The organism is Colwellia sp. KU-HH00111 (assembly GCF_040362745.1).
Classification (GTDB): domain Bacteria; phylum Pseudomonadota; class Gammaproteobacteria; order Enterobacterales; family Alteromonadaceae; genus Colwellia.
Map to the genome: position 1 here is coordinate 148207 of NZ_BAABWO010000008.1, position 26501 is coordinate 174707.

Consider the following 26501-nt stretch of genomic DNA (forward strand, 5'->3'; position numbering starts at 1 on the left):
TTATACTTTTGTTGGATTTAGCGGTTAACGTCCAAACATTCCGCCACCACCCATACCACCACCTGGCGGCATCATCCCTTGCATACTTCTCATCATTTTCTTCATGCCACCTTTACCTGACATTTTTTTCATCATTTTTTGCATTTGAGTAAACTGTTTCAGTAACTTATTCACATCTTGGATTTGCGTACCTGAGCCAGCAGCAATTCTGCGTTTACGTGAGCCTTTAATAATATCAGGGCGTTCGCGCTCACCAGGGGTCATAGAATTAATAATGGCTTCCATTTGCACGGTGATTTTATCATCCATGCCATCCTTAATTTTATCGGCCATGTTACCCATGCCCGGCAGTTTATCCATCATGCCCATCATGCCGCCCATATTTTTCATTTGGACCAGTTGATCACGAAAATCTTCTAAGCTAAAACTTTTACCGCTTTTGACTTTTTTTGCTAACTTTTCAGCTTGCTTGCGATCAACTTTTTGTTCAATTTCTTCAACAAGTGATAAAACGTCACCCATGCCTAAAATACGAGACGCTATTCTGTCAGGGTGAAAAGGCTCTAACGCTTCAATTTTTTCACCAACCCCCATAAATTTAATAGGCTTGCCAGTAATATGACGAATTGAAAGCGCTGCACCACCTCGGGCATCACCATCGGTTTTGGTTAATATAACCCCTGTTAGCGGTAACGCATCATTAAATGCTTTTGCCGTGTTTGCCGCATCTTGACCTGTCATTGCATCGACAGTAAACAAGGTTTCAATCGGATTAATAGCCGCATGCAGATCTTTAATTTCATCCATCATGCTTTCATCAACATGCAAACGACCTGCAGTATCAACTATCACCACATCAAAAAAGTTTTTCTTTGCATGCTCAATGGCATTGTTAGCAATATCAATAGGTTTTTGCTTAATATCACTAGGGAAAAAGCCAACACTAATTTCCGTTGCTAATGTTTCAAGCTGTTTAATTGCCGCGGGTCGATAAACATCAGCACTGACAACTAATACTTTTTTCTTTTCGCGCTCTGTTAGAAATTTAGCTAACTTCGCAACAGAAGTTGTTTTACCTGCACCTTGTAAACCAGCCATTAACACCACAGCAGGAGGTGCTGCTTTTAAATCAAGATTTTCATTAATCCCCCCCATGGCAAGTTCAAGCTCTTTTTGAACAATTTTTACGAACACTTGCCCCGGCGTTAAGCTCTTAGAAACATCTGTCCCTACCGCTTGTTCTTTAACTTTACCAACAAACGCGCGTATTACCGGTAAAGCGACATCTGCTTCAAGCAATGCCATGCGAACTTCGCGCAAGGTTTCTTTAATGTTGTCTTCAGTTAAACGACCACGGCCGCTTATATTTTTAAGGGTTTTACCTAATCGATCGGAAAGATTCTCAAACATGTATAACTCGAATACCGCTCTATAAAGCGAAAATTTTCATAAAATAATACCGCTATTATACCTGCGATAAAGTCATTGTCGAGACAGGATAATAGCGCTAGTTATTCGCAGCTCAGATTCACTCAGCTTAAGCCGGTTTAAAAGAGCAAGCCCGTTAATAAAAGAGCCCTTTTTTCATTAACAATTTAAACACGTTAATTGAGATAGCTTAAATCTGTACAACATCAATTAAAGCAATGCCCCCAGAGATAAAAGCATGATATAGTAAGATATATTTATTCTTATTTTTCATGGTTGTATTTATGGAAAACCTGCTACTTTTAATGACAAACTTTATTGAACTCAGTGCTGAAGCTAGCCCTTGGCTACTTTTAGGTTTAGTTATTGCCGGGTTAATGAAAGCGTGGGTACCCAGTAACGTATTAAGTAAACATTTAGGTCGTGGAAAGTTGGCGGTTGTCAAAGCCGCTTTAATTGGCGCTCCATTGCCTTTATGCTCATGTGGGGTGATACCTGTAGCAACGGAATTAAGACGCAGTGGCGCATCAGCTTCAGCGACTTCATCTTTTTTAGTAGCAACGCCTGAAACTGGCATAGATTCAGTCTCTGTATCATATGCGTTATTGGGACCAATTTTCGCTATTTATCGACCCATTGCTGCAATAATGTCAGCAATTATGACAGGTTTATTAGTGTCAACCGTTGGTCAGCATACTATTCTTGCCGTTAAGGATGACGTTAATAACAGCAACACAACTGATGATGGTAGTAAAAATAATCAACCAAACAACACTAGCTGTTGTGCCAATAAACCAATAGAAAAAGAAGTTACTGAAGCTAAAATCAGCAGCTGTTGCAGTACAAGCTCTAATAAGTCTCCAAAACCTGAGCCTGAAGTCAGCTCATGCTGTGCAACTAATGCCAATACCTCAATCGATGAAAAGTCAGCCAACCAGTCGCTGCTGTTGAGCCGTTTTACCGAAAAAACTAAAATGGGGCTTTATTATGCCGCAACCAAGTTGATTGACGACATCATTATTTGGCTTGCTATTGGTCTTACATTTGCAGCCATTGTTCGTACCTTTTTACCTGCCGAGTTTTTACTGAGTTATGGCAGTGGCTTACCCGCGATGCTATTGATGATTGTTATTTCAATTCCAATGTATATTTGTGCAACTGCCTCAACTCCTATTGCCGCAGGGTTCATAATGGCAGGTTTATCACCCGGTACGGCGTTGGTCTTTATGATGGCTGGGCCTGCAACCAATATTTCCACTTTAGGTGTTATAAAAAATGAAATGGGTAGCGCAGTATTAATTAGATACTTATTAGGGGTTGCGCTCAGTGCCATTGCCTTTGCCACTTTACTTGATTTTGGTTTAAGTTTTTATGCTATTGATATTACCGAGCAAATGACACATTCCCATCAAATGCTCCCTGACTGGTTTGGTTTGGCCTGTGCTTCATTAATCGCATTCTTATCTATTAAGCCTTTAAGAAAGTTAGTGCTTTAAACTTATTTGCCAAGCAAAATAGATGTGTTGCTTAGCTCCCCTAATGAAGCTTAATTGCGGTATTTTGCGCTTGTTAGGATATAGATCAAGCAAAGCGATTTTTTGTCATGGCAGTTGACGCCATTTCTGATAGAATCAGTAAAAATTACCTTTTATCGTTTTAGGAGCATACTTTAGTGGATTTTTTGGTTATTGGATCTAGCATGGCATTTATCGCCTATATGCTCGCCACTATGGCAATTGTCTCTCGCTTATTTCACCCGAATGGCCCTAATATTGAACGTGTGCTAATACTGGCTACCACGGCTATCGCAATCCATTTATCTAACGATGCACAATTATTTTTTAAACCTGACGGTATCAATTTTAGTCTAGCAAACGTTATTTCTCTGGTCAGTTTAATCATTACTATCACTATTTCAATGGTTGCCTTACGGTCAAAGGTTAATTTGTTATTACCTGTTATATATGGATTTGCTGGTATTTGGCAACTGGCTAGAATATTTATACCTACAACGGAATTCATCCCGCTAGCGGCTGAAAAAATCATTCTGGTTAGTCATATCAGCCTTGCGTTAATCGCTTATTGTATTTTAATCATCGCCACCTTGTATGCATTCCAAGTCTCTTATATTAATTTTAAGTTAAAAAGCAAAAATTTAACGGCTGTGGTGCACCTCCCCCCTTTAATGCAAGTTGAAAAACAACTCTTTACTATTTTAGCTGTGGGGACAATGTGTTTATTGTTAAGTGAAATCGTTGGGCTCGCTTTTTTAGAAGGTTTTTTTGCCAAACAAAATATCCACAAAACAGTTTTATCATTAGTGGCGCTCTGTATTTATGCCATTATACTGATTGGACATTATCTACAAGGTTGGCGTGGTCACCGCGTGTTAGCACTAACAATTACCGCCAGCGCATTCTTAACTTTGTCATACTTTGGTAGTCGATTCGTGAAAGAGTTTCTGCTATCTTAACCACATTACTTACTGTTTAATTACAATAAAGGATTCCCTTTTTGGATAACATATCAACTCAGATGCTGTTTATTATTCTTGGCATACTGATACTTGCTTCGGCGTATTTTTCTGGCTCTGAAACCGGCATGATGTCGCTTAATCGCTATCGATTGAGACATCTTGAAAAAGAAAAACACAAAGGGGCTAAACGAGTTAGTAAATTACTAGAACGTCCGGATAGACTGATTGGCCTAATCTTAATTGGTAATAATTTAGTTAATATAGCCGCTTCTTCCATTGCAACCATTATTGCCTTAAGACTAGCCGTTGATATAGGTATCTCCAAAGATCTTGCCCTTGGTATTGCAACTATTGTACTGACTTTATTGGTGCTTATTTTTGCTGAAGTGACGCCAAAAACGCTTGCTGCTCTATACCCCGAAAAAGTTGCATTTCCTAGCTCTATTATTTTAACCCTACTATTAAAAATATTATTCCCTTTTGTGATTGCCGTAAACTGGATCACTAACGGTATTTTAATGCTGTTAGGTATCAGCTCAGAGCAACGAGAACAACACAGTTTAAGTAGTGAAGAGCTACGTACTGTGGTAAATGAGTCTGGCGCATTACTGCACGAGCAAGATCAGAACATGTTGATGAGTATTCTTGATTTAGAAAAAGTCAGTGTCGATGACATTATGATCCCAAGAAGCGAACTTGTTGGTATTGACGTCAATGATGATTGGAAAAAAATTCAAAAACAACTGACTCAAGCACATCATACTCGGGTGCTATTATATCGTGACAACATAGACGATGTGGTGGGTTACCTACACGCTCGGGATGCATTAAAGCTACTGTCTAAAAACCAATTCACCAAAGCAACGTTATTACGTGCAGTAAGAGAATTGTATTTTATTCCTGAAGGCACCCCCTTAAAAGTACAATTACTCAAGTTTCAACATGCAAAAGAACGTTTAGGTTTGGTGGTTGATGAGTATGGTGATATTCAAGGATTAGTCACTTTAGAAGATATTTTAGAAGAAATTGTTGGCGACTTCACTACCACACAAACACCCACAGCGAGTGAAGAGGTAACACTACAGCCTGATGGTAGCTACTTAGTTGATGGTAGCGCTAGTATTCGTGATGTAAATAAAGAAATGTCATGGCAGTTACCAACAGACGGACCTAAAACCCTTAACGGCTTAATTATTGAACACTTAGAAGACATTCCACAAACCAATATTAGTGTTCGTATTTCTGGCTACCCTATAGAAATAGTGGATGTATCAGAAAATAGAATAAACACAGTACGGGTAATGCCTGAATATTTTGTCAGTGAAGAAGTAGAAGAAGTATAATTCTCTTTCATCACCAAAAAAGTTAACCACAATGTTATCCACAAGCAATATTAGGAAAATAGCTTTCCACAATTTCTGTGGATAACAATCTCAAAGCCCATTTGTATCTGCTTTTTACTATTTCAACCGTTTTTTTAATAAAAAATACATCTTTTTTTAACAAAAAAAGTTGATAAATCGCTAAGCTAGATAGCACAGGCTTTAGCGGTTTTTTACTAATAGAAATAGCAAAGTGGCAAGGTTTTTGATGTATTTACACTGACTATTTCTCAGACAAATTTACAACACCCGTTCTGAGCCAATTAGCCAAAAAACAACAGCCACAACCAACCATGATTTAAATCTTCTTCACAAGCTTTTAACTGGCTGGCATAGCGACGCGCACGGTTATCTACTTTTCTGGCCACCTTGAGCAACCAAGCTTTATTTTTATAACTTTTACGTTTATAGCCGCCCCAGCCTTCATGGTAATTTAGGTATTGGCCATAACCATCCCATTTTGACAAACCATTAACCTTCTGTGTTTTAGCAATAAACCAGCCCATAAAATCAATAGCATCTTCAAAGTCATCACGATCTGCACCATCATTATCCGTTTCTTTAATATAATCATCCCAAGTGACGGTTTTTGCTTGCGAATAACCATAAGCAGTGCTTACTCGTCCCCAAGGTATAAACCCCAGAAGATAATCCCTTGGCGGCGCTGCATCATGTTTAAATGAGCTTTCTTGATACATCATACTCATAGGCACATGAATAGGAGCACCCCAGCGATCTTGCGCTTTTTTTGCTGCAGCATACCAATCGCTATGCTCACGAAATATCTCACAAATATTTTCAGGATTTTTAGGGGGTGGTGTTGCACAACTTGATAACAATAAAATTGCTACCAAAGTCACACCTATAGATTTAAGGTTAAGCATAAAAAAATTATTGACTCATAGTGATAGCTCCAATAGTGCCAGAGTTTTATGTTGTTTTGCATTATTAACTTAATTATTTTTAAGATTTATTCACAATAAAATGAACTAAACCAATTAAACACACTCTTATATAACGTAATGTTGTTCCCTAAGTGTTTCATGTTTTATGCGCCTACCTTTGTAAGCGCATTTTTTTTCCCATATTTATATTTATATTTATTTTTATTTTGAAATACTTTGAACTTTATTGTTTTTTTACACTCTGACTTAATAGTAATGTTATTCCCTAGTGTTTCATGTTTTATGCGCCTACGATTGTAAGCGCATTTTTTTTGCTTCTTTTAGCATAATTATCTTTATCAAAATCTATTTATCATCTTCAACGTTGCGCGACATGACAATTGTCATGTCAGCTGATGACAAACATCTCTAACAAAAACTGATGCAATCCCCGAAAATACTCTCATCATAAATACTATTGTTGAATAGTTGGAGAGTAAAATGAATGCAGCCATAGCTATCGAATCACTATCATTTGGTTATAACAATACCCCCGTATTGAATGAGCTATCACTCACCATTGAACAAGGAAAACTAACTTGTTTACTAGGAAGTAATGGTGCAGGTAAAACAACACTCATCAATCTAATTTTAGGCCGGCTAGCTTGTCAACCAGACACCATCGCCTTATTTGGGAATAAGGGCACAAAAAAGCAATCACTTTCTCAAGTAAAGCATCGTATTGGTGCTATGTTACAAAATAGTACTGCGCCTGAACGCGCAAAAGTGAGTGAACTGATAGGGCTTTTTTCAAGCTATTATCCAACTCCTATCTGTGCTGAATCACTCATCGCACAACTCGGTTTGGAGGCAATCACCAATAAACGCTTTGGTCAATTATCGGGCGGTCAAAAACAGCTAGTTTTATTGGCGTTAGCTTTATGTGGTGACCCCGACTTGCTCTTCTTGGATGAACCAAGTGTGGGCATGGACGTGGAGGTACGCCGTACATTATGGGAGGTTATAACCCGTTTGAAAGCAAGAGGGAAAACGATTGTTTTAACGACCCATTACCTTGAAGAAGCCGATGCACTCGCCGATAGAGTCGTGGTGTTACAACAAGGAAAAATTATAGCTGATGGAACACCTACCGAAATAAAACTAACCTTTGAGCATAAAAAAATTAAAGCAAAAACGCGTCAATCACTCCCTTGGCTTGAGGCCTTACCCAATGTAATCAGTGCCAATATGCTAGGTCAATATGTTGAAGTAATGTCAACAAATACCGAGCACACCTTAAAACACTGGCTAAATACCGATTCATCATTAACAGATTTAACCATTGTAACCACAGATCTTGAGCAAGCCTTCAGGCAGATTACTCATTCACAAAACAATAAAGCACCAGCCAGTGTCATCCAAATTAATCACACTACTACACAGCAACTATAAGGCGATATTTATGTACCCGTTATCATCAAGATTTCCCAGTTCTATGGCATCGCTCAAAAAGGAGTGTGCATTAGATTTTAACATGGCACTTAGAGAGCCAGCCTTTATTATTCCAACGTTATTATTTCCACTAATGTTTTACTTCTTTTTTGGTTTGCTATTTGGTCAACAAGGAATGAATGGGCAAATGCCAACCTTTTTAATGGTAACTTATGGTGTTTTTGGCATTATGAGTCCGGCATTATTTGGCTTTGGTGCTAGCGTAGCAAATGACAGAGATAAAGGCTGGTTAGCCGTTAAGCAGGTTTCTCCGATGCCACCAGTGCAATTTATGTTTGCCAAATTATACAGTGCCATGGTATTTGCCTGTGCAATCATCATCGGATTATTTTGTCTTGGTGCACTTTTTGGCGAGGTCTTACTGACCAGAACACAATGGATATCTTTAGCGATAACGCTTCTCGCAGGCACTTTGCCATTTTGTGCTCTAGGCTTAGCTGTTGCCTTTTTAGTCAAAGGCAACGCTGCTGTTGCTGTACTCAATTTAATCTATTTACCCTCAGCATTTTTATCAGGCTTGTGGATTCCAATAAATTATTTTCCTCAATGGTTACAGTACATCGCTAATATCTTTCCTCCTTTTCATCTGTCGCAATTAGCATTAAAAATTATCGACATGGATATAGGACAGCCCATAGTCATTCACCTTTTAGCCTTACTTTTGAGCACTGGAGCATTTATCGCTGTTGCTATATGGGGCTATAAAAAAAGTCAAAGCCAATAGCGATAGCAGCGCGAAGTATTAGCTATAACCAATGCTCTTCGCAATGAAGAAACTTATACACACAAACCAACAACACATTGATTTAATCACATTGAAAAGAGTAAACCCTAATGTCTAAAAATATAGCTGTTATCCTAATAATACTGTCGCTAGTTGCCTTCTTTTTATGGTTACCTGAGCCTGAAATAAAACAAAAGCAATCAAATAATAACACCACGATTATCACCCAAACGAACTTATTCGATGGAGAAAGCTGGCTACCTGAAACAGACATTGTATTTTCTAAAGGGCTTATCATCGCAATGGGCAGTAACCTAGTTAGCCAATATCCACAGGCAAAAATAATCAATGGTAAAGGTAAAACCATCATTCCAGGTCTGATTGATGCTCACACCCATGCTTGGGGTGACGCACTGACAAAAGCGGTTAAATTTGGTGTGACCACTGAGTTAGATATGTTCACTAATAATATTTTTGCTATAACTCAGCGTGAGCTACGACAAGATAACCAAAAAAACAGCCAACAAGCCGACTTGTTTTCAGCGGGTACCTTAGTGACGGCTCCCAATGGGCATGGTACTGAATATGGCTTTAAAATACCTACCATTAAAAATGCTTCCCAAGCTGAAATGTTTGTCTCATCCCGTGTAGAAGAAGGCTCAGATTATATTAAAATTGTTTATAATGCTAATGCGCAAGGAATGCCATCAATTAATCAAGAAACACTGCAGGCCGTGATAGCTTCAGCTCAATCTCGAGGAAAATTAGCCGTGGTACATATTAGTAATTACCCGTCCGCTTTAGATGCCATTAAAGCGGGTGCTAATGGCTTAGTTCATAGCTTTATGGATAAAACTGATATGTCTCCCCTAGTCAATTTAATGGCTAAAAATTCACAATTTATTATCCCTACCCTTTCAGTAATGGACTCAATGGCTGGAGCAAAAAACAGTCAACAACTTCTTAGTGACTTTGAAAAGCAAGGGTTTGATCTTAGTGCTCAAAAAACACAACTTAGTACTCTGCTCAGTAACAAACATAACGCTTCAGCCTCAGCACAAGCCAAACACAACGTGAATACCTTTTTAGATGCTGGCGTGTTAATTTTAGCGGGTACTGATGCTCCTAACCCAGGAACCGCGCACGGTATTAGCTTGCATGGTGAATTAGCACTATTAGTACAAAGTGGTTTAACACCTACACAGGCACTAAAAGCAGCTACATCTAACCCTGCTAAAGCATTCAACTTAACTGATCGTGGTTTACTAAAAGTAGGGATGAAGGCCGATTTAGTCTTACTCGATGATGATCCAAAAACCAATATCAATAATACCCGAAAAATACATGCTATTTTCAAAAATGGTTTCAAAATTGAAAAAGCGGTGAATACGTTAGAGACAAAAAAAATCACACAGGCTATCAAACTTGGTGATTTTGATACCAGCTTAATGTCTGGGTTATCAACCCAATGGATGATTACTACCGACGAAATGTTTAAGGGTAAATCAACCGCTCAATTTGTACTGGCGACCTCAGCAACGGGTGCTTTTATCCACATTACCGGAGAAATAGATCCGCAGTTTTCATTCCCTTGGGCTGGAATATACCTGCCCTTAACACCATCAACCACCCAAGGGCTCGATATTTCATCGATGAAAGGCATTAATTTTAAAGCTAAAGGTAAAGTTGGCGATTATAAGTTACTGCTTTTTTCTACTCACCAACCAATGCGACCAATCGAAATAATATTTACTGTTACTGCTAGTTGGAACGATATACACTTATCTTTGGCGCAAGTACCCCAAGGGCTGCTGCAATCAATAAGTGCTGTTGCCCTGGTTGCTGGTAAAACACATGATGAAGTCAACATGAGTTTTGATGATATTTGGTTACAGTAAATGGTTAGGCTAAGACAATGAATATTTTTGTTAAATCACACCAGTTTTTATTGCCTAAAGAGCATGATATTGGCTTTAGTGCCTATGTTATTTTAGCTTTTTTAGGAATGTTTTTTTTCCATTTTTATTTTAAACCTGTGCAGGGTATTGAGCTAGGTATTGTGGTTGCAGGCGTGATTACTTTTCTTGTCTGTTACTTTCGTGCTTACTGGTGCCAAGGAAAAGCATTATTTTTATATATTGTCGCTATTTGCTTAATTGGTAGTGCTATGGCTAGCATTAATTCTGGAGCAAGTGTTTTTTTTGTTTATGCTGCTGGGTTTTGTTGCGGGTTTTCCCCTCGTGCCAAAGCCTTTCTTGCCCTGGTATTTGTACTTGTTTTTGTTGTAGTATTTACTTTGTTAACCAACCAAGGTGTGTTTTTCTGGTTTTCTGCTTTATTCTTTTCCTGCATTATCGGCCTATTAAATATTCATCAAGTTGAAGTGCAAAATAAAAACAAAGCGTTGAAGCAATCACAGCAAGAAATCCAACAAATTGCAGCAACGGCAGAGCGTGAAAGGATCAGCCGAGACTTACACGACTTACTCGGTCACAGCTTGTCTGTTATCACATTAAAAGCAGAGCTCGCTAGCAAAATGATTGATAAAGGGATGGCTTTATCTAAGATTAACGATGAAATAAAAGCTGTGGAAACACTTTCTAGAACAGCTCTCGCCCAAGTCAGAGGTGCTGTTAGTGGCTATAATAAGGCAACTATAGCCCAAGAGTTATTGCAAGCAAGCGTTGCCACCCAAGCGGCTGGGATAACGTTAATAGAAAATATTGATGTGTGCGAATTACCACCAGAAGTTGAATCTGAGCTAGCCTTAATCATTAGAGAATCTATCACCAATGTTATTCGTCATGCCGATACCAAGCGCGTGCAAGTCAATTTAACAAAACACAATAACCAATTAACATTAACCATTATTGATCAAGGGCAAATACCAGCATTCAAAGAAAACTCAGGTATTCAAAGTATGCGTAGTCGTATCAATAACATTGGTGGACAAATGCAGTTGATAATGAAGCCAAATACACAACTGCAATTCACCTTAGCATTGGTTTAATTGGAGGACTATTTATGATTAACATTTTGATCGCCGAAGACCAATCAATGGTATTAGGTGCTTTATCAGCATTACTAAACTTAGAAGATGATCTGAAAGTCGTAAAAACAGCAAACAATGGTAAACAAGCCCTTGAAATGTCGACACAGTGTCACCTTGATATTGTTCTAACGGACATAGAAATGCCTGAAATGACCGGAATTGAATTGGCGCAAGCATTACAAAAGGTTAACCATAATGCCAAAGTGATGATATTGACAACATTTGCCCGGGGGGGATATTTGCGCAGAGCAATGGATGCGGGAGTGAAAGGTTACCTACTAAAGGACGCTTCTTCAGATTCACTTGCCGATGCGATCAGAAAGGTACATCAAGGGAAAGTTATTGTTGCACCTGAATTAATCACAGAAGCTTGGGCCGATGACGACCCATTAACCGAGAAAGAAAGAAAAGTGCTTCGACTTGCCGCTGAAGGAAAAACAACAGAGGGCATAGCTAAACTGATTCATTTATCTGCCGGCACTGTACGCAATTATTTATCCGAAGCATCATCAAAACTTGGTGCTAAAAACAGGGTAGAAGCTGCCAGAATTGCCAAACAAAAAGGCTGGCTCTAGTTAAAATAACTTGGTTAATCTGTTCAAACTAACCCAATAAAAAACAAGGAAATAGTGAAAATCAACCTATTCATCTCAAAATATATTTATAAATAAAATGAACTTAGTTCAAAAAATAGACTCTATTATTAAGAGTATTGTTATCCCTTTAGTGTTTTATGCGCTACTTATTGTAAGCGCATTTTTTTTGCTTTTTTTGTCTTCATTTCTTAAATTAAACAGTCAATACAAGCATCAGCGTTCTGATAAGACTGGTTAATTATTTAAAATAGTCAGCCAAAAAATCATCGAAATTCAACGTATCACTCGCTTCTATTTCACGTTGTGCTTGGTGTGATCTTTCTACACCTTCAATAAAGTGCTGATGTGAGTAAAATTGATAGTTTCTAGCTAACGTTTCCTCACGATATTTTGCTGCTTGGTCTAATGAATATGATGACAAGCTAAGGCTTTGTTCATTCATCAGCGCCAAAATTTTTGCTGAAGGCGTTAAGCTTGCATCATTAATTTTGGCACGCTCTCTATCAATTGAAGCACTGTATTGCGTCGTTTTATAAGCTTTATCTAGCAGAGTCGCTACCTGTGCCATCTGATCAAATAGCTCATTTCCCCATGTAGCTATAGATTTTAAACTAACCTGTCCTTGATGATTAACATCACTTAGCAATAATTGTGGATCTCGACCGCGTAAAACAACTTCATTCATATTGTCTTCATATTTTTTTTGTAAATCGCAATCGAGGTGATTATTTTCAATGAAAGCACAATAGGTGATGAAAATATCTAAAAAATGAATTTGTTCAATACTAATACCCGTATCAACAAAGGGGTTAACATCAAGTGCTCTGACTTCAATATACTCAACCCCTCTTTCACGCAGGGCTTGCGACGGTTTTTCGCCTGATTTTATTACCTGTTTAGGTCGGATCGGAGCATATAATTCATTTTCAATTTGTAAAACATTGGTGTTAAGTTGCTGGTATTCACCGTCAACTTTCACACCAATATCTGAAAATTTGGTCGATTTCAATCCTATGGCTTGTTGTACGCCATCAACATAGTCATGCAAGTTGTTATAACAAATTTTTAAACTTGACTGCTCTGTGCTGGTATAACCCAGATCACTCATTCGTAACGAGGTAGCATAATCTAAATATAGCGCTCCACTAGGTGATTTTTTAAACGGTAACTTGGGATCTTTTCCTTGCAAAAATGACTGGCAAAGTGCAGGTGAACTACCGTATAAATAAGGAATCAACCAACAATAATGCTTATAGTTTCTTAAAATAGCGAAGTAGCGCTCAGAAATAAAATCATTCAGTGGTTGCTTGCTGTTGGGTGCTTGTAGATCTTGTACAACTTGCCAAAAATTTTGTGAAAATGAAAAATTAAAATGTATGCCTGCAATTACTTGCATCATAGAGCCATAGCGATTTTTCAAACCTTGCCGATATACGGTTTTCATTTTACCAATATTAGAGCTGCCATACTGAGCTAAAGGAACTTTATCAGCATCATCAACAAAGCAAGGCATACTCATGGGCCATAATAATTCACCGTCTATATTGGTAAAGGTATACTTTTGAATATCTTGTAATTGAGCAATAGCATGTTCTGGTGAGTAGCTAACTGGGGTAATAAACTCCAATAAGGTTTCAGAGTAATCTGTAGTGATTTCACTGTGGGTAAGTGCGGAACCTAAGTTGCTATAATGGCCATGCTGAGAAAGTTTTCCTTCAGGTAACACTCTTAACGCTTCACGTTCAATGCCCCGCCCGATACCAGCAAGCGCTTCAAGCTTGTCATCTTGATTGAAAGCGTCAATATAATCGTTTAATGATAATGTCAAAATAATTCCTAGCAGTGGTAAGCATAAGCCCCTATTTAATGAGGTATAAATGAGGGGCTTTTGTTAATTTTCAATGGTTAAAATAAAAATGCTGAAACTATTTTGCTAATTTCAGCTCAACAACCTCTAATTGCATTTTTTCTAGTTGTGGTCTGATAACTTGACCGTCGCCGACCACAATCCATTGCATCGGCTGGCTTAATTCTTTTGCCGCAATATCATTTAACTGTTTTTGGCTAATCGTATTAATGATTTGGCTTTGCTGCTCACCATAGTTTTTAGGTAAATTAAATTGTAATAGCTGTTGTAAAAATCCACTTTTCTGCCGTGGTGTTTCATAACTAAGCGCTTCATTTTGAGAAATAGCCTGACGCATAAACTCTGCTTCACTGTATGTTAACCCTTGATGTTGATATTTGTTTAACTCTTTTTCTATTTCAATCATAGCATCATAGGTGTGCTCTTTCTTAACACTCGCACCAGCGGTAAAGCTACCTAACGTTTTGCCTGCCGAAAAATAACTAGAAGCGCCATAAGTATAACCTTTGTCTTCTCTCAGGTTTAAATTGATCCGGCTATTAAAAGCACTTCCTAACGGATAATTCATTAGCGTTGCTTTAAAATAATCTCCTGTTGCATCATAAGCCATCGCTCTGCGACTATACTTAATAACAGATTGACTCGCTTTAGGTAAATCAACAAAATAAAGTTTATTGGGCGTAATATCAGGGAATGCACCATACGCTGGAATACTATAATCTTTTCCTCGCCACGACTTTAAATAACTTAGCTTAGGCAAGATGTCATTTTTAGTGATATCTCCAACTATCACTAAACTCGCATGCTTAGGTGAAAAGTATTGTTGATAAAAACCTTTTACATCATCAAGGCTAATCATCGCAACTGTTTTAGATGTTCCATGGTTAGGTAAGCCAACTCGATTAGCTTTACCATACATGACTTGCTTTAATGCTCTACTGGCTAATGTACTTGCATCTTTACTGCCTTGCTCGATTGCTTGAATGAGCTGATTTTTCACCCGATTAAAATCGTCCTCGTTAAATGCTGGATTTAACATCATATCTATCATAAGTAATAAGGTTGCATCTAAATTTTTTACCAATGAGCTAACGCTAATCGTTGTGTTTCGCCCTGATGCACTAATTGAGATATCACTCCCGAGTTTTGCTAATTCATTTGACAGAGCTTCTTTGGTGTAATTGGTGGTACCTTCATTCATTAAGCTTGCACTAAGTGAAGCAAGGCCAGCTTTCTCTATAGGGTCAAGTAAAGGGCCACCTTCAATGCTTAACAACAAACTTACCGTCGGTGTTTCACTGTTTTGGCTTGCAATAATATCTAAGCCATTGGTGAATTCATCACGCCAAAGTGTCGGTACATGAATTTGCGGGTTAGCACCCGAAGGAGGCACAATACTACGATCAAAATGGCTGGTATTCTTGATAATAGCCGTATCTAACGGCTCTGTTTCTTCAGGGTTAGCGGTATCAGGCAACTCAAAGTTATCAGCCTGAGCAATGAGATGCTTCTGGCCTTGGGGGAAAATTGACAATATCGCCGCGCCTTTACCTTTAATATATTTTTGGTACACGCGCATCACATCAGCTTTGGTTACATTATTATAACGTGCCACTTGTTGCTCAGTATAATCAGCATTACCTAATACCGTTTGGTAATGCGCTAACGTTGAAACCTTACCAGACACACTTTGTAACCCATAAATTGTGCCTGTTTCAATACTCACTTTAGTTTTCAATAAGTCTTCATCTTTAACGCCTCTTTGCTCAAACTCCAACAAAGTTGCATCAATCACCTGTTTGAGTTTGGCTAATGCTAAGCCTTGCTGAGGATTGGGCAAAGCATAGAAGCTCATTTGACAGGCCAGCTCTTTACAAGGGTGACTTGCCCCTGCTTGCACCGCGACGCCCGATTTAACTAAATTCTTGTACAGTAACGAGGTGGGACCATTACCAATAATATTTGAAAAAACATCTAAAGCAGCTTCATCTTCATGCATGCCATAAACCGTTGGAAAACTGATATACAATAAAGGTAGAGAAACATTATCACTAAACGAATAATAACGGTCATCATTTAAACTAGTTAACTGTTTAGCAATATTCTCAACTTTGGGTCCTGGTTTTAAATGACCAAAATATTGATTAACCCATGCTAAAGTTTCTGTTTCATCGATATCGCCACCAATCGTTAACACCGCATTGTTTGGTCCATACCAACGACTAAAGAAGGCTTTAAGATCCTTAACTGTGCCACGTTCAAGATCATCCATAAAGCCAATAACAGGCCAAGAATAAGGATGCTCTCTTGGATACATCATTTGATTTATAGTCTCATTTAACCGACCATAAGGACGATTATCAACATTCTGGCCTCGCTCATTTTTAACGGTTGCCCGTTGGATCTCAAACTTTTCTTCGGTGATGGTTTCTAATAAAAACCCCATGCGATCCGATTCAAGCCAGAGCATTTTTTCTAATTGGTTTCTCGGTACTGTCTCATAATAGTTGGTTCGGTCGGTATTGGTGGTGCCATTTAAATTACCACCACTTTGAGTGACAATTTTAAAATGCTGTTCATCTGCAACATTTTTTGATCCTTGAAACATCATATGTTCAAAAAAATGCGCAAATCCCGACTTCCCCAATTGCTCACGTGCCGAGCCAACGTGGTAGGTAACATCAACATGAACTAACGGATCAGAGTTATCTTGATGTAAAATAACAGTTAACCCATTAGCTAGGCTATATTTTTTAAAGGGTATTGCTAACCGACCTTCTTGTCCAACGACATGTTCAACTAAGGTTACCCCTGCTGGTAAACTTATGCTTTGTGCACTGGGCATAAATTTTTCTTGGCTTGTACAAGCAAATAATAATGAACTAAATAAAGCGATAACAGCAAGCTTTACTATAAAATGCATGGAAATTTTCAAATTAACATCCTGTAATCAAGGTAAATGTAAAACGATTGAATTATCATAACAAAGAATCGAACTAAGTAGACTTATTAAATGTTTAAAATTATTAATCAGACCAATGATTTTGTGGTTATCGCTAAAAATACTGAAGTTAGCTTTCATGATGAAGGTGAATTAGGCGCCGGGCTGTTTTCACAAGTAAAGCAGTACATGCTACAACAATTTAATGTGACCACGCTTTATCCGATACATAGGTTAGACAAAATAACTTCTGGGCTGCTTATTTTTGCAAAAAATTATCAAAGTGCAAAAATATTTGGCAAACTTTTTGATAGCCATCAAGTTGAAAAGTACTACCTAGCTATAAGCATTAAAAAGCCAACTAAAAAGCAAGGGTTAATTAAAGGTGACATGGCCAAAAGTCGTAGGGGAATGTTCAAACTTATGCGCACTATGGATAACCCAGCGGTTACCCAATTTTTCTCTTATCATATTGGCAACAAACAGCGTTTGTATTTATTAAAGCCACATTCAGGTAAAACCCATCAGCTTCGCGTCGCGTTAAGTAGTATTGGCGCACCGATACTCGGTGATCCCCTGTATGAAGCCTGTACAAAAAAAATCACAAATGCACCTGCCGATCGCGCTTACTTACATGCTTATGCATTGTGTTTTGAATTTCTAGGTCAGCGTTATGAGTTCGTTTTAGCACCAAACAAAGGGGAAAGCTACCTAACAGATACATGTAAAGAGCAGATAGCTGAAATTCAACAACCATGGCTGTTGAATTGGCCTAAACTTTAATTAAAAGTATTTAGGCCAACAATGTCGCACTGAAGCATACATATACATGCATTAGCTTGTTATAGGGAATGCCAGAACACAATAGCAATAGCACTTGGACAAACAAACTTAGTATACCAAGGCCATATTTTCCAAAACAGCGTGTCTTGCACTGTGTCATTACCTTGTTTAATTTCCTCAAGTATGTCGCTTCGATGCCAAATCCAGCCAACAAAAACACAACATAACATCGCAATCATTGGTTGACCATAAACAGTAGAAATGGCAATAACTAAACCAAACAACAGATCAAAATTTAAGACAATAAGCGCACTCAGAGCAAAAATCCCCAAACCAACGTAAGTTGTTGCTTTTTTACGATCAACATCATGGCGTTCAACGGCAAAGGAAACCGGCCCTTCTAGCATTGAAATGCTTGAGGTTAACGCAGCAATAGACATGAGCACAAAAAAACCAAAACCAACAAAAAGACCTATAGCCCCCATACCATCAAAGAGTGTAGGCAAAACATCAAATACTAAATTGGGTCCTGAAATCAAACTGCCATCATCACTGAATATTGCAACCCCTTGCGATTGGGCAACGTACATAGACGGAATAATTAATAAACCCGCTAAAAACGCAATAGAGACATCAATTAAAGTGACCTGTGCGCCAAGTGAAACTAAATTCTCTTTTTTTGAGATGTAAGAGCCATAAATAATCATAACACTTGTCCCTAACGATAAAGAGAAAAATGCTTGGCCAAGAGCACTGATTAATAAACCAGGTTCAAACACTCTTGAAATATCAGGGTTTAAATAAGCTGAAAAACCTTCGGCTGCCCCCTCTAAGGTAAACACATAAATAATTAAAAGAATTAACAAACCAATTAACATTGGCATTAATCGCTTAGACCACTTTTCAATTCCTTCCTCAACACCTTTACGAATAATCGAAATAGTTAATAGCATGAACAATGCGGTAAAAATTAAGTTGCGTGCAATTGACTGAGAAGTGAGCCAAGTTGAGCCTTGATTGAAACCTAATAAAGAGGTCACAGGCTCTATAGCAAAAGACATCATCCAGCCCGCTAAAATCCCATAAAAACTAAGAATAAGTGCTGCACAGACAATGCCACCGAAACCCACAATGAAGGCAAAATGTTTTTGCCACTGAGTCCGTGACATTTTTTGCATTGAAGTAACCGCATTCGCTTGCCCGTATCGACCAATTAAAAGCTCAGCCATAAAAGCAGGATAAGCCAAACAAAACGCCAACACTAAATACACTAAAACAAACGCTGCACCGCCATTAGTTGCCGTTTGCGTGGGGAACCCCCAAATATTACCTAGACCTACAGCTGAGCCAGCAGCTGCTAAAATAAATCCTAAACGCGAGCTAAAGCCGCCTCTTGATGTACTCATAGGGTACACTCGTTTATCAATTTCATTTATTATTCTCGTTATTTATTAATGTTTATTGCTTTATACCATTATTTACGATTTAAGTGTCGTAGCCGTATAATCTACGTAAAAGTGAACAAAAAAAATAGTGTTATGATAAGGATTTCTATAAAAAGTTAGTAAACAAAAGACTACGCTTTATACAAATTTACAACAAAAACCAACTGACCTTGTTATAATAATTATACCAAGTTGATTAAGTTCTTTCCCACTCAGCGAGAATTTAATCAAATTGGTATTAACTATCAAGTAGCTAAGGAGTGCTCTGTCTTGAAATATATAGGGGTTTTGTGCCCATCCCCTCGAAATGAACCTTAAGGTTATTTATTAGCCATTCATAAGTTATGATGGTGTAAAATAACTATAAAGGTCAATTATCATCACTAACCCAACCACTAAACGTATTCAAATACTTACATCGTCTGAAATAAACGAACTTTACGCTCTTCCTAACTTTAATCATACAGACAGAGAAGACTATTTTTCATTGGATAGTGAAACCCAAAAACTCGTTAATGAGCTAAGACGATTAGAAACCAGAGTATATTTTATCCTGCTATTAGGCTACTTTAGATCGCGCCCTATCATTTTTAATTTTTCATTTGAAGACGTTGTTGTTGATCTTGATTATGTCAGAACTAAATATTTCAATGGTAAAGATATGATGTTGACTGACTTACCTCGAACAACAAAAACAAAGTTGTTCAAAAAGCTACTTAACTATACTGGCTTTTCAAATTATCATAGTAAAATAGATAAAGAACTACTTCTTAAAAGGCTTAATGATGTTGTAAAAATAAACTTAGAGCCTCGATATGTTTTCGATGAGTGCATTGCTTATTTTGGTCAAAACAGAATAGCGCTTGCTGGTTATACAACACTACAAGACACTATCTCAACCGTTTTATCAAATGAACGAAGCCGTATTGAGCATATTCTCACTGAAAATTTAACTCATTCCACAAAAGCCATATTACTTAAATTACTTGAATCAAATAGTACCTTTACTGACCTAGCCAAATTGAAAAGAATGGCTAAAGATTTTTCGGCTAGTCAAATAGCACAAGAGTTGAAGACACATAAAACTATACGTTTACTTTACCCTGAAATTAAAGTGCTTATTGCTGAACTCAAATTATCCCCCAAAAACCTTGAATACTACGCGTCATTAGTTAAACACAAGACAGTTTATAAACTCAGAAGACATGCAGACAGCCAAACTATTTTATACCTCGTTTGCTATTTGTTTTTCAGGTACCGAGAAACTAACGATAACCTTGTAGCCGCTTTTATTTACTCCGTGAGAAAGCTCTCTGAATCAGCTAAAGGTTATGCTAAACAACGTATCGTTGAAGATGTAAATATTGTTAGAACTAAATTAAAATCTGCGGGTAGTTTATTAAAGTATTTCATCGATACCGATATGGATGATAATTTAAGCTTTGGAGATGTCCGTAAAAAAGCTTTTGAGCTTATTCCAGCCAATAGCATTAAACTGTTAAGTGATCATTTAGATAATAACGACTTTGATGGCCGTCAATACGAATGGCAATTCATCGATAAACAATCCAGTAAAATTAAAAAGCTTATCCGATCACTTTTTATGTCTATTGATATTGAATTCATTCATCTTAAAGACGAATTGCGTGAACAATACATCAAGGCTCACGAAGAATTAACCGCATTCAAAACAATAAAAACAATTAATCTCGATGTGGTATCTAAAAGTGAACGTGAATATATTGAAGGTGATAATACCAAGTTAATTGCTAATCGCTTTGAGTATTTCCTTTACCGTAAAGCCGAGCAGCTATTTCATAGCAATAACTTAACAGTTAGAGAAAGCGTTAATAATCGTAGTTTAACGTCAGATTTAATTCAACCTAAAGAATGGAAGCACAAGGCTGAAATCATTGAAAATACTGGCCTTGATAAGTTAATTACGCCCATTAATCAAACGCTAGCCGATAAGAGCCAACAATTAGAAATTAAGCTGAAGAAAGCAAGTGAACATATTTTTAGTGGCGATAATAAGTACGTTGAGTTTATTCCTGGTAAGGCCGAACTTAAGTGGTCAATTCCTAACAGCCGTTGGCAACAAACCATTGAAAATCCGCTTTATAATCAGATTCAACATATGGGTATTGTTGAACTAATGCTATTTGTCGATCAAAAAACAGGTTACTTAAATTCGTTTACCCATATATCAGCAACAAAAGAAAAATCACCGGTAGATAAAGAAGATCTCATTGCTTGTATTTTGGCAAACGGCACGAATTACGGCTTATATAAAATGGCGAATATTTCTGACCGTTCAATGGGGAAATTACGCAGTGTAGACGATAGTTATATTCGATATGAAACGCTGACTCAATCGAATGATAATATTTCTAATGCTATAGCCACATTGCCAATATTTGCTTATTACCATGTTGATGATAACCAATTTTTTTCAAGTATTGATGGTCAAAAGTTTGAGTGCCGCATTAATACGTTTAAAGCGCGTTATTCATCTAAATACTTTTCAAAAGGCAAAGGGGTTTCTGCACTCACATTGGTTTCAAACCATGTGCCAGTAAGTACGCAAGTGATTGGTGCTAATGAGTACGAAGGTCACTTTGCTTTCGATTTGCTTTACAATAATTCATCAGACATACAGCCAAATACTTTATCGACCGATACGCATGGTACCAACAATGTAAATTTCGCCATTCTAGATTTTTTTGGTTATACGTTCGCTCCTCGATACGCAAAAATGAAAAAAGTATTTTTTAATTTATTTGAAGTGTCTGAAGAGAACGGTGGCCGTATTCAATTGATAAAAGAAATTAACCATAAACTTATTACAGAAGAGTGGGACGAAATCCAACATATCGTGTGCTCATTAAGCCGAAAAACTACCACACAAAGCACTATCATTAGAAAGTTAAGTAACGGCAAGAGCCGTACATTGGCAGCACTTCATGAGTACGACCGTTTAATTAAATCTATTTATGTTTTGGAGTATGTCGATAATTCCACTCTGCGCCATTATGTACAGCAAGCACTAAACAGGGGTGAAGCATATCACCAATTAAAACGCGCTATTACTTCAGTTAATGGCAATAAGTTTCGAGGTGGCAATGATTACCAAGTGTCACAATGGAATGATTGTGCTCGGCTCATTTCAAACTGCATTATTTATTATAATTCAGCACTATTATCGGCATTTTTACAAATTCAAGAAAAAAATGGTAGGCAAGACGTAGTTGATATTATTTCAAGGTTATCACCTGTCGCTTGGCAGCATATTAATTTGAATGGGGAATATGCTTTTAATAAAGATCGTAAAGAAATTGATTTACTCGGTTTACTAAATGGCATTGAAGCACTTGGTAGTGCCGATTAAAAAAATAATCTTATCAAAAAGTATACTTTATGATGACTACATTTGACTATTATCAAAACTACTCTCATAATGTTTTTCTCAAAACATCTTAAGATATACGATAAAAAAATGTCTAAAATTGGATACGCAAGAGTCAGTTCGACAGGTCAAAGTTTAGAGGTTCAACTTGATAAATTAAATCAAGTTGGCTGCGATAAAATTTATCATGAAAAACAAAGTGGCAAAACAGCTTCACGGCCTGAATTTCAAAAATGCATGAATTATCTTAGAGAAGGCGATGTTTTTGTGATCACTCGATTAGATCGCCTCGCGCGTTCCGTTATTCATTTATCACAAGTAGCTGAACGCTTTCAGGCTGAAAATATTGATCTAGTAGTCATTGACCAAGCAATTGATACATCTACTCCCACTGGAAGGTTAATGTTTAACATGTTAGCAGCCATTGCCGAATTTGAAACTGATTTACGCTCTGAGCGACAATTAGAAGGTATTGCTAAAGCGAAAGAGCACGGTGTTAAATTTGGTCGGCCAACCAAGAGAACCGATGTAATAGATTTTGAAATTTATACTAAACGAAAAGAAGGTGTATCAATTGGTCAATTGGCAAAAAATTATGACTTGGGGTCAGCGACCATTTATAGAATATTGAATGATGTATCTGAAAAACTATCAACTGAAATAACAACTTTGCTTGATTAGAGTACGTCTTATAATTGAATACCTGTTTACCTTCTTATTAAGTCGGCAATAACTTGCCTACTTGAAATTATACAGTGCCCCTTATTTGCCGTTTTATTGACCAAAACTACTGATATTTCTACTTTAGGGTGTACTTTCATACTTAATTCTTTAAAAATAGTAGAGAATATTTTTGGTATGTTATTTGCTTTTAAAGTATGAGTAAGTATTGATGTTCATATCTCATACAAAAATGCAGCTTTTATTAAAAAATTAAGGATAATAACATGATAAATTCTATTGGTTCACAGAACTATGCTGTACAACAAGCCCGTTCTAATGTTGGTAAAGTTGAACAGACCGCCGAAAACTCTCCTAAAGTGCCTGAGAATGTTAATAGCAGTGACGCTCGAAAGGGGGCTATTTCTTTTATTGAATCAGCTACACCAGAAGAGTTAGAGGCTAGAGTTAATTCATTAATAGGCCGAATGCCATCAGCAGGCATGATTAATTTGAGAGAAATTATGAATTCTGATAATGGGGATGAAGTAGTAGGAAGAATAAATCGTTTGAGTGCTCAAATAGAACAAGAAAGTCGTAGTGTACTGAATCAAGAACAAGACTTAATCAGTCAGGGGCGAGCTGAGGGGAAAAGCAACAAAGATATTTTAATGAGTATTGTAAAATTACAAGATGAACAATCAGATGTATATAAATTAGCAATGCACTGGGGAAATGAAGGGCTTGGTTCACCTAAAACTTATGCCAAGCTGGTTGAATTAACGCCTAGCTATGTAAATTATTATGCTTAATGATTTTCTGAATAGCGGTTTTAAGTTAACTTAAAACCGCTAGAGGATATTTTTATTGGTACGTTACAGCAATCGAGCCATTTTGCCCTATTAATGTGGGACTAATGGTGCCACTACCTGCGTAATAAAATGCATATCGCCAACTTCGGTTAGCCGGTATAGCAGGTATAACCGTACTTAAATTAGCTCCCGCACCAAAATTTCCACTTATATTAACACACTGACTAAGCGTGCTTTCACATAAGTAAGTTGTTAAGTTACTATTATAATTCCATATATTCCATTGCCAAGTAATGTTTTGAACTGTAGCTGATGGAGATGTTCCAGCAGGGGCACTCATCAACGGGCCGAGATACCACTGACCTGCTGTATAAAGGCTTGGATTATATACCACTTTTGTCCATGCACCAGCAGCAGCAAAAGCCTCAATGCCTCCTTCTGATTTTAAAGCGCGTGGAGATTCAAGTTGATCTACAGATATAATTTCTACTGTACTAGGATCAAATTGCAACTCTACATCTTTTTGTTCTACAGCAAGTGCGTTCATAGTGAAAGCACTAGTGATAACAGCTAAAGCTAATAACGTTTTATTCATTTTCATAACAAACATCCTTTTATCCATGTTAAATTACATCCCTTAGATATTTAAGGGAAAGTATCTTGAGATATGAGGTCAATATCTCAAGTTTTATTAAAGCAGAAAAACCTTTTCATTTAAATTATTATTTTATGATGGGGTATTGTGCATAAGTTAACAATAATTCGTTTAACACTCTGTAGACAACTGTATTACTAGCGCACAAGGCAGCCTTGAATTTCATAACCCTTTTGCGGCCATCCCCTCGAAATAGGCATTAAGGGATAAATTCCATTCTCAAAAAATGTAATAACAATGACTTTTTAATATTTTGATTTTTGATTTTTGAGATGGGTTGATAAGACGCGCACAGCGTATTATCACGCAATTTTTTACAAGAATATTTAAGTCTTAATAAACGGTCGTTTTATGAGATAAATTTAAACTTGCAAGATCGCAATATTTTTCAGTAGCTTAGAGTAAGTAAGGTTAATGTCGAGGGGATGGGTACAAAACCCCTAGTAGTTATATTTTTGAGGGCACCTTATGGTTAATGCTTTTTAAAATATCAAGATACATTTCGTTGGCATAAATACTGCAAAGTAAATAATTATAACATTGCTGTATAAATATTTAAAAGGATCTGATATGTATATTAATAACAATGCCCAATCAAATATTATATATGAAATGCAAAATAGCGTTTCATATAATTCGGAAAAGACTTCAGGTACAACGATTCAGAGACAAAATACAACCGATACTGTGAGCATAAGTAAAGAAGGTTTAAATGCTAAAAATAATTGGCAGGAAATTAGCGAGAACTATGATGTTACTAATATATCGCAAAGAGAAATGGCTAACATGGTTTCAAATTTAATTGATAATAAATTAATATCTTCGACAGATAGTTTGCACCTAATGGCACCTCGTAGCATGAACCTAGATCCTGATGTTAAGTTCGATCTTTTAGCTACAACCCGTAAATCATTAGTTTTCGCTAAAGAAAGTGGAGCTTCAATGGAAGAAATAAAGAATAAAGAAAGAGCTATAGACATACTAGAAACACTACGAAATTTATCTAATAGAATTTAAACGTGTAAAAAACGCACGGATATTAATAACTTGTCACGTACGTTTTAAATCCTGAATTCAATCTAATTAATTAATATAAATTGAATCACTCCAATAACCAAAGGGTGAAGCTGTTGAGTTCGAACCAACACTAAACGAGCCTGACTGCTGACCACTAAAGTCAAAGCCATATAGCCAACCAGTTACAGTTTCACCCACAGCACAGACATGTAAATCATTACCACATCGATATTCAGATAAACCTGCTGACTTTGAAATACCATTCATAGTAGCGTTAGTCACGTTTCCATATCCAAATTGCCAAATATATATATTCAACGTAGCCCCACCGTGATTTCCACTGGAGGACTGAGACGGAGTAATATTTTCCCAACCATAATTTGAAGAATAAATGTTCCCTATTTCAAAATATGTAATGCCCGACGCAGCAGCTCTAGATGAAATTTTAGCATCAGAAGACGCCTCTACATATTCATCAGACATACTAGACGGGCTATTGATTGCTAAAGAAGTAGAACTCTCTGCTATCTTATTAACCACACCTGCTTCAATATCAGCAGCTAGTACATTTACTGAAAAAGCACTAGAAACCAAAGCTAAAGCTAAAAACGTTCTTTTCATTTTCATAACAAACATCCTTTTATCCATGTTAAATTACTCCCTTAAATATTTAAGGGAAAGTATTTTGAGATATGAGGTTAATATCTCAAAATTTATTAAAGCAGAAAAACATTTTTACTTAAACTGTTATTTTATGATTGTCGAGAGAATTAGCACAACCCCTTAATGTGCTTTATTTTGATTAATCATATTAACTATAAATTAAAAAATTGGTTAAAAAATAGGATTGAGGTTCATTTC

20 protein-coding genes are annotated in these 26501 nt (G+C 37.0%); 13 read left to right on the top strand and 7 right to left on the bottom strand.

The window, feature by feature from the left end:
* Positions 1-24: 24 nt before the first annotated feature.
* Positions 25-1410 carry a signal recognition particle protein gene (gene ffh / locus ABXG98_RS15205; RefSeq protein WP_353539542.1) on the bottom strand — a complete coding sequence of 462 codons (1386 nt, stop codon included), beginning with the start codon at positions 1408-1410 and terminating at the stop codon, positions 25-27.
* A 302-nt stretch (positions 1411-1712) separates the two neighbouring features.
* On the opposite strand from ffh, the gene ABXG98_RS15210 reads away from it, so the two are divergent.
* The 3 genes from ABXG98_RS15210 (at position 1713) to ABXG98_RS15220 (ending at position 5247) form a co-directional block, all read left to right on the top strand.
* Entirely contained in the window at positions 1713-2924 is a 1212-nt protein-coding gene (locus tag ABXG98_RS15210) for an SO_0444 family Cu/Zn efflux transporter (protein WP_353539543.1), read from the top strand.
* Positions 2925-3127: 203 nt separating this feature from the next.
* Positions 3128-3901, top strand: coding sequence for a cytochrome C assembly family protein (locus ABXG98_RS15215; protein ID WP_353539544.1), 774 nt, complete (start codon positions 3128-3130; stop codon positions 3899-3901).
* Between the two features lie 41 nt (positions 3902-3942).
* Complete coding sequence (locus tag ABXG98_RS15220) at positions 3943-5247, top strand: HlyC/CorC family transporter (protein WP_353539545.1); 1305 nt, start codon at positions 3943-3945, stop codon at positions 5245-5247.
* 302 nt (positions 5248-5549) lie between these two features.
* Here the strand turns inward: ABXG98_RS15220 and ABXG98_RS15225 are convergent, their stop codons facing one another.
* Entirely contained in the window at positions 5550-6140 is a 591-nt protein-coding gene (locus ABXG98_RS15225) for a transglycosylase SLT domain-containing protein (protein WP_502901565.1), read from the bottom strand.
* 531 nt (positions 6141-6671) lie between these two features.
* On the opposite strand from ABXG98_RS15225, the gene ABXG98_RS15230 reads away from it, so the two are divergent.
* From ABXG98_RS15230 to ABXG98_RS15250, 5 genes are all read left to right on the top strand, one after another.
* Entirely contained in the window at positions 6672-7622 is a 951-nt protein-coding gene (locus ABXG98_RS15230) for an ABC transporter ATP-binding protein (protein WP_353539547.1), read from the top strand.
* A gap of 10 nt (positions 7623-7632) precedes the next feature.
* On the top strand, positions 7633-8406 hold the full coding sequence (locus ABXG98_RS15235) for an ABC transporter permease (RefSeq protein WP_353539548.1): 774 nt from the start codon (positions 7633-7635) through the stop codon (positions 8404-8406).
* Positions 8407-8516: 110 nt separating this feature from the next.
* Positions 8517-10304, top strand: coding sequence for an amidohydrolase family protein (locus tag ABXG98_RS15240; protein ID WP_353539549.1), 1788 nt, complete (start codon positions 8517-8519; stop codon positions 10302-10304).
* Positions 10305-10321: 17 nt separating this feature from the next.
* On the top strand, positions 10322-11416 hold the full coding sequence (locus ABXG98_RS15245) for a sensor histidine kinase (RefSeq protein WP_353539550.1): 1095 nt from the start codon (positions 10322-10324) through the stop codon (positions 11414-11416).
* Positions 11417-11430: 14 nt separating this feature from the next.
* Positions 11431-12033 carry a response regulator transcription factor gene (locus ABXG98_RS15250; RefSeq protein WP_353539551.1) on the top strand — a complete coding sequence of 201 codons (603 nt, stop codon included), beginning with the start codon at positions 11431-11433 and terminating at the stop codon, positions 12031-12033.
* A 259-nt stretch (positions 12034-12292) separates the two neighbouring features.
* Here ABXG98_RS15250 and gshA read toward each other — a convergent pair whose 3' ends face one another.
* Both gshA and ABXG98_RS15260 read right to left on the bottom strand, forming a co-directional pair.
* Positions 12293-13882, bottom strand: coding sequence for a glutamate--cysteine ligase (gene gshA / locus ABXG98_RS15255; RefSeq protein WP_353539552.1), 1590 nt, complete (start codon positions 13880-13882; stop codon positions 12293-12295).
* Between the two features lie 97 nt (positions 13883-13979).
* The gene (locus tag ABXG98_RS15260) at positions 13980-16844 is read right to left on the bottom strand and encodes a M16 family metallopeptidase (RefSeq protein ID WP_353539564.1); all 2865 of its coding nucleotides are present in this window, start codon (positions 16842-16844) and stop codon (positions 13980-13982) included.
* Positions 16845-16934: 90 nt separating this feature from the next.
* On the opposite strand from ABXG98_RS15260, the gene ABXG98_RS15265 reads away from it, so the two are divergent.
* On the top strand, positions 16935-17645 hold the full coding sequence (locus tag ABXG98_RS15265; protein WP_353539553.1) for a TIGR01621 family pseudouridine synthase: 711 nt from the start codon (positions 16935-16937) through the stop codon (positions 17643-17645).
* A 59-nt stretch (positions 17646-17704) separates the two neighbouring features.
* Here ABXG98_RS15265 and ABXG98_RS15270 read toward each other — a convergent pair whose 3' ends face one another.
* Positions 17705-19051: a sodium-dependent transporter gene (locus tag ABXG98_RS15270; protein ID WP_353539554.1), complete on the bottom strand. Its 1347-nt coding sequence runs from the start codon at positions 19049-19051 to the stop codon at positions 17705-17707.
* 448 nt (positions 19052-19499) lie between these two features.
* Here ABXG98_RS15270 and ABXG98_RS15275 point away from each other — a divergent pair, with 448 nt between their 5' ends.
* The 3 genes from ABXG98_RS15275 (at position 19500) to ABXG98_RS15285 (ending at position 23968) form a co-directional block, all read left to right on the top strand.
* Complete coding sequence (locus ABXG98_RS15275) at positions 19500-22478, top strand: Tn3 family transposase (protein ID WP_353539565.1); 2979 nt, start codon at positions 19500-19502, stop codon at positions 22476-22478.
* Between the two features lie 108 nt (positions 22479-22586).
* Positions 22587-23177, top strand: a complete 591-nt coding sequence (locus tag ABXG98_RS15280; RefSeq protein WP_299074323.1) for a recombinase family protein — start codon at positions 22587-22589, stop codon at positions 23175-23177.
* Between the two features lie 266 nt (positions 23178-23443).
* Positions 23444-23968: a hypothetical protein gene (locus ABXG98_RS15285; protein WP_101343871.1), complete on the top strand. Its 525-nt coding sequence runs from the start codon at positions 23444-23446 to the stop codon at positions 23966-23968.
* Between the two features lie 52 nt (positions 23969-24020).
* On the opposite strand, the gene ABXG98_RS15290 is transcribed toward ABXG98_RS15285, so the two are convergent.
* Complete coding sequence (locus ABXG98_RS15290) at positions 24021-24569, bottom strand: flagellar protein FlhE (RefSeq protein WP_353539555.1); 549 nt, start codon at positions 24567-24569, stop codon at positions 24021-24023.
* A 624-nt stretch (positions 24570-25193) separates the two neighbouring features.
* Here ABXG98_RS15290 and ABXG98_RS15295 point away from each other — a divergent pair.
* The gene (locus ABXG98_RS15295; protein ID WP_101343873.1) at positions 25194-25640 is read left to right on the top strand and encodes a hypothetical protein; all 447 of its coding nucleotides are present in this window, start codon (positions 25194-25196) and stop codon (positions 25638-25640) included.
* 66 nt (positions 25641-25706) lie between these two features.
* On the opposite strand, the gene ABXG98_RS15300 is transcribed toward ABXG98_RS15295, so the two are convergent.
* On the bottom strand, positions 25707-26261 hold the full coding sequence (locus tag ABXG98_RS15300) for a DUF4879 domain-containing protein (RefSeq protein WP_353539556.1): 555 nt from the start codon (positions 26259-26261) through the stop codon (positions 25707-25709).
* Positions 26262-26501: the final 240 nt, after the last annotated feature.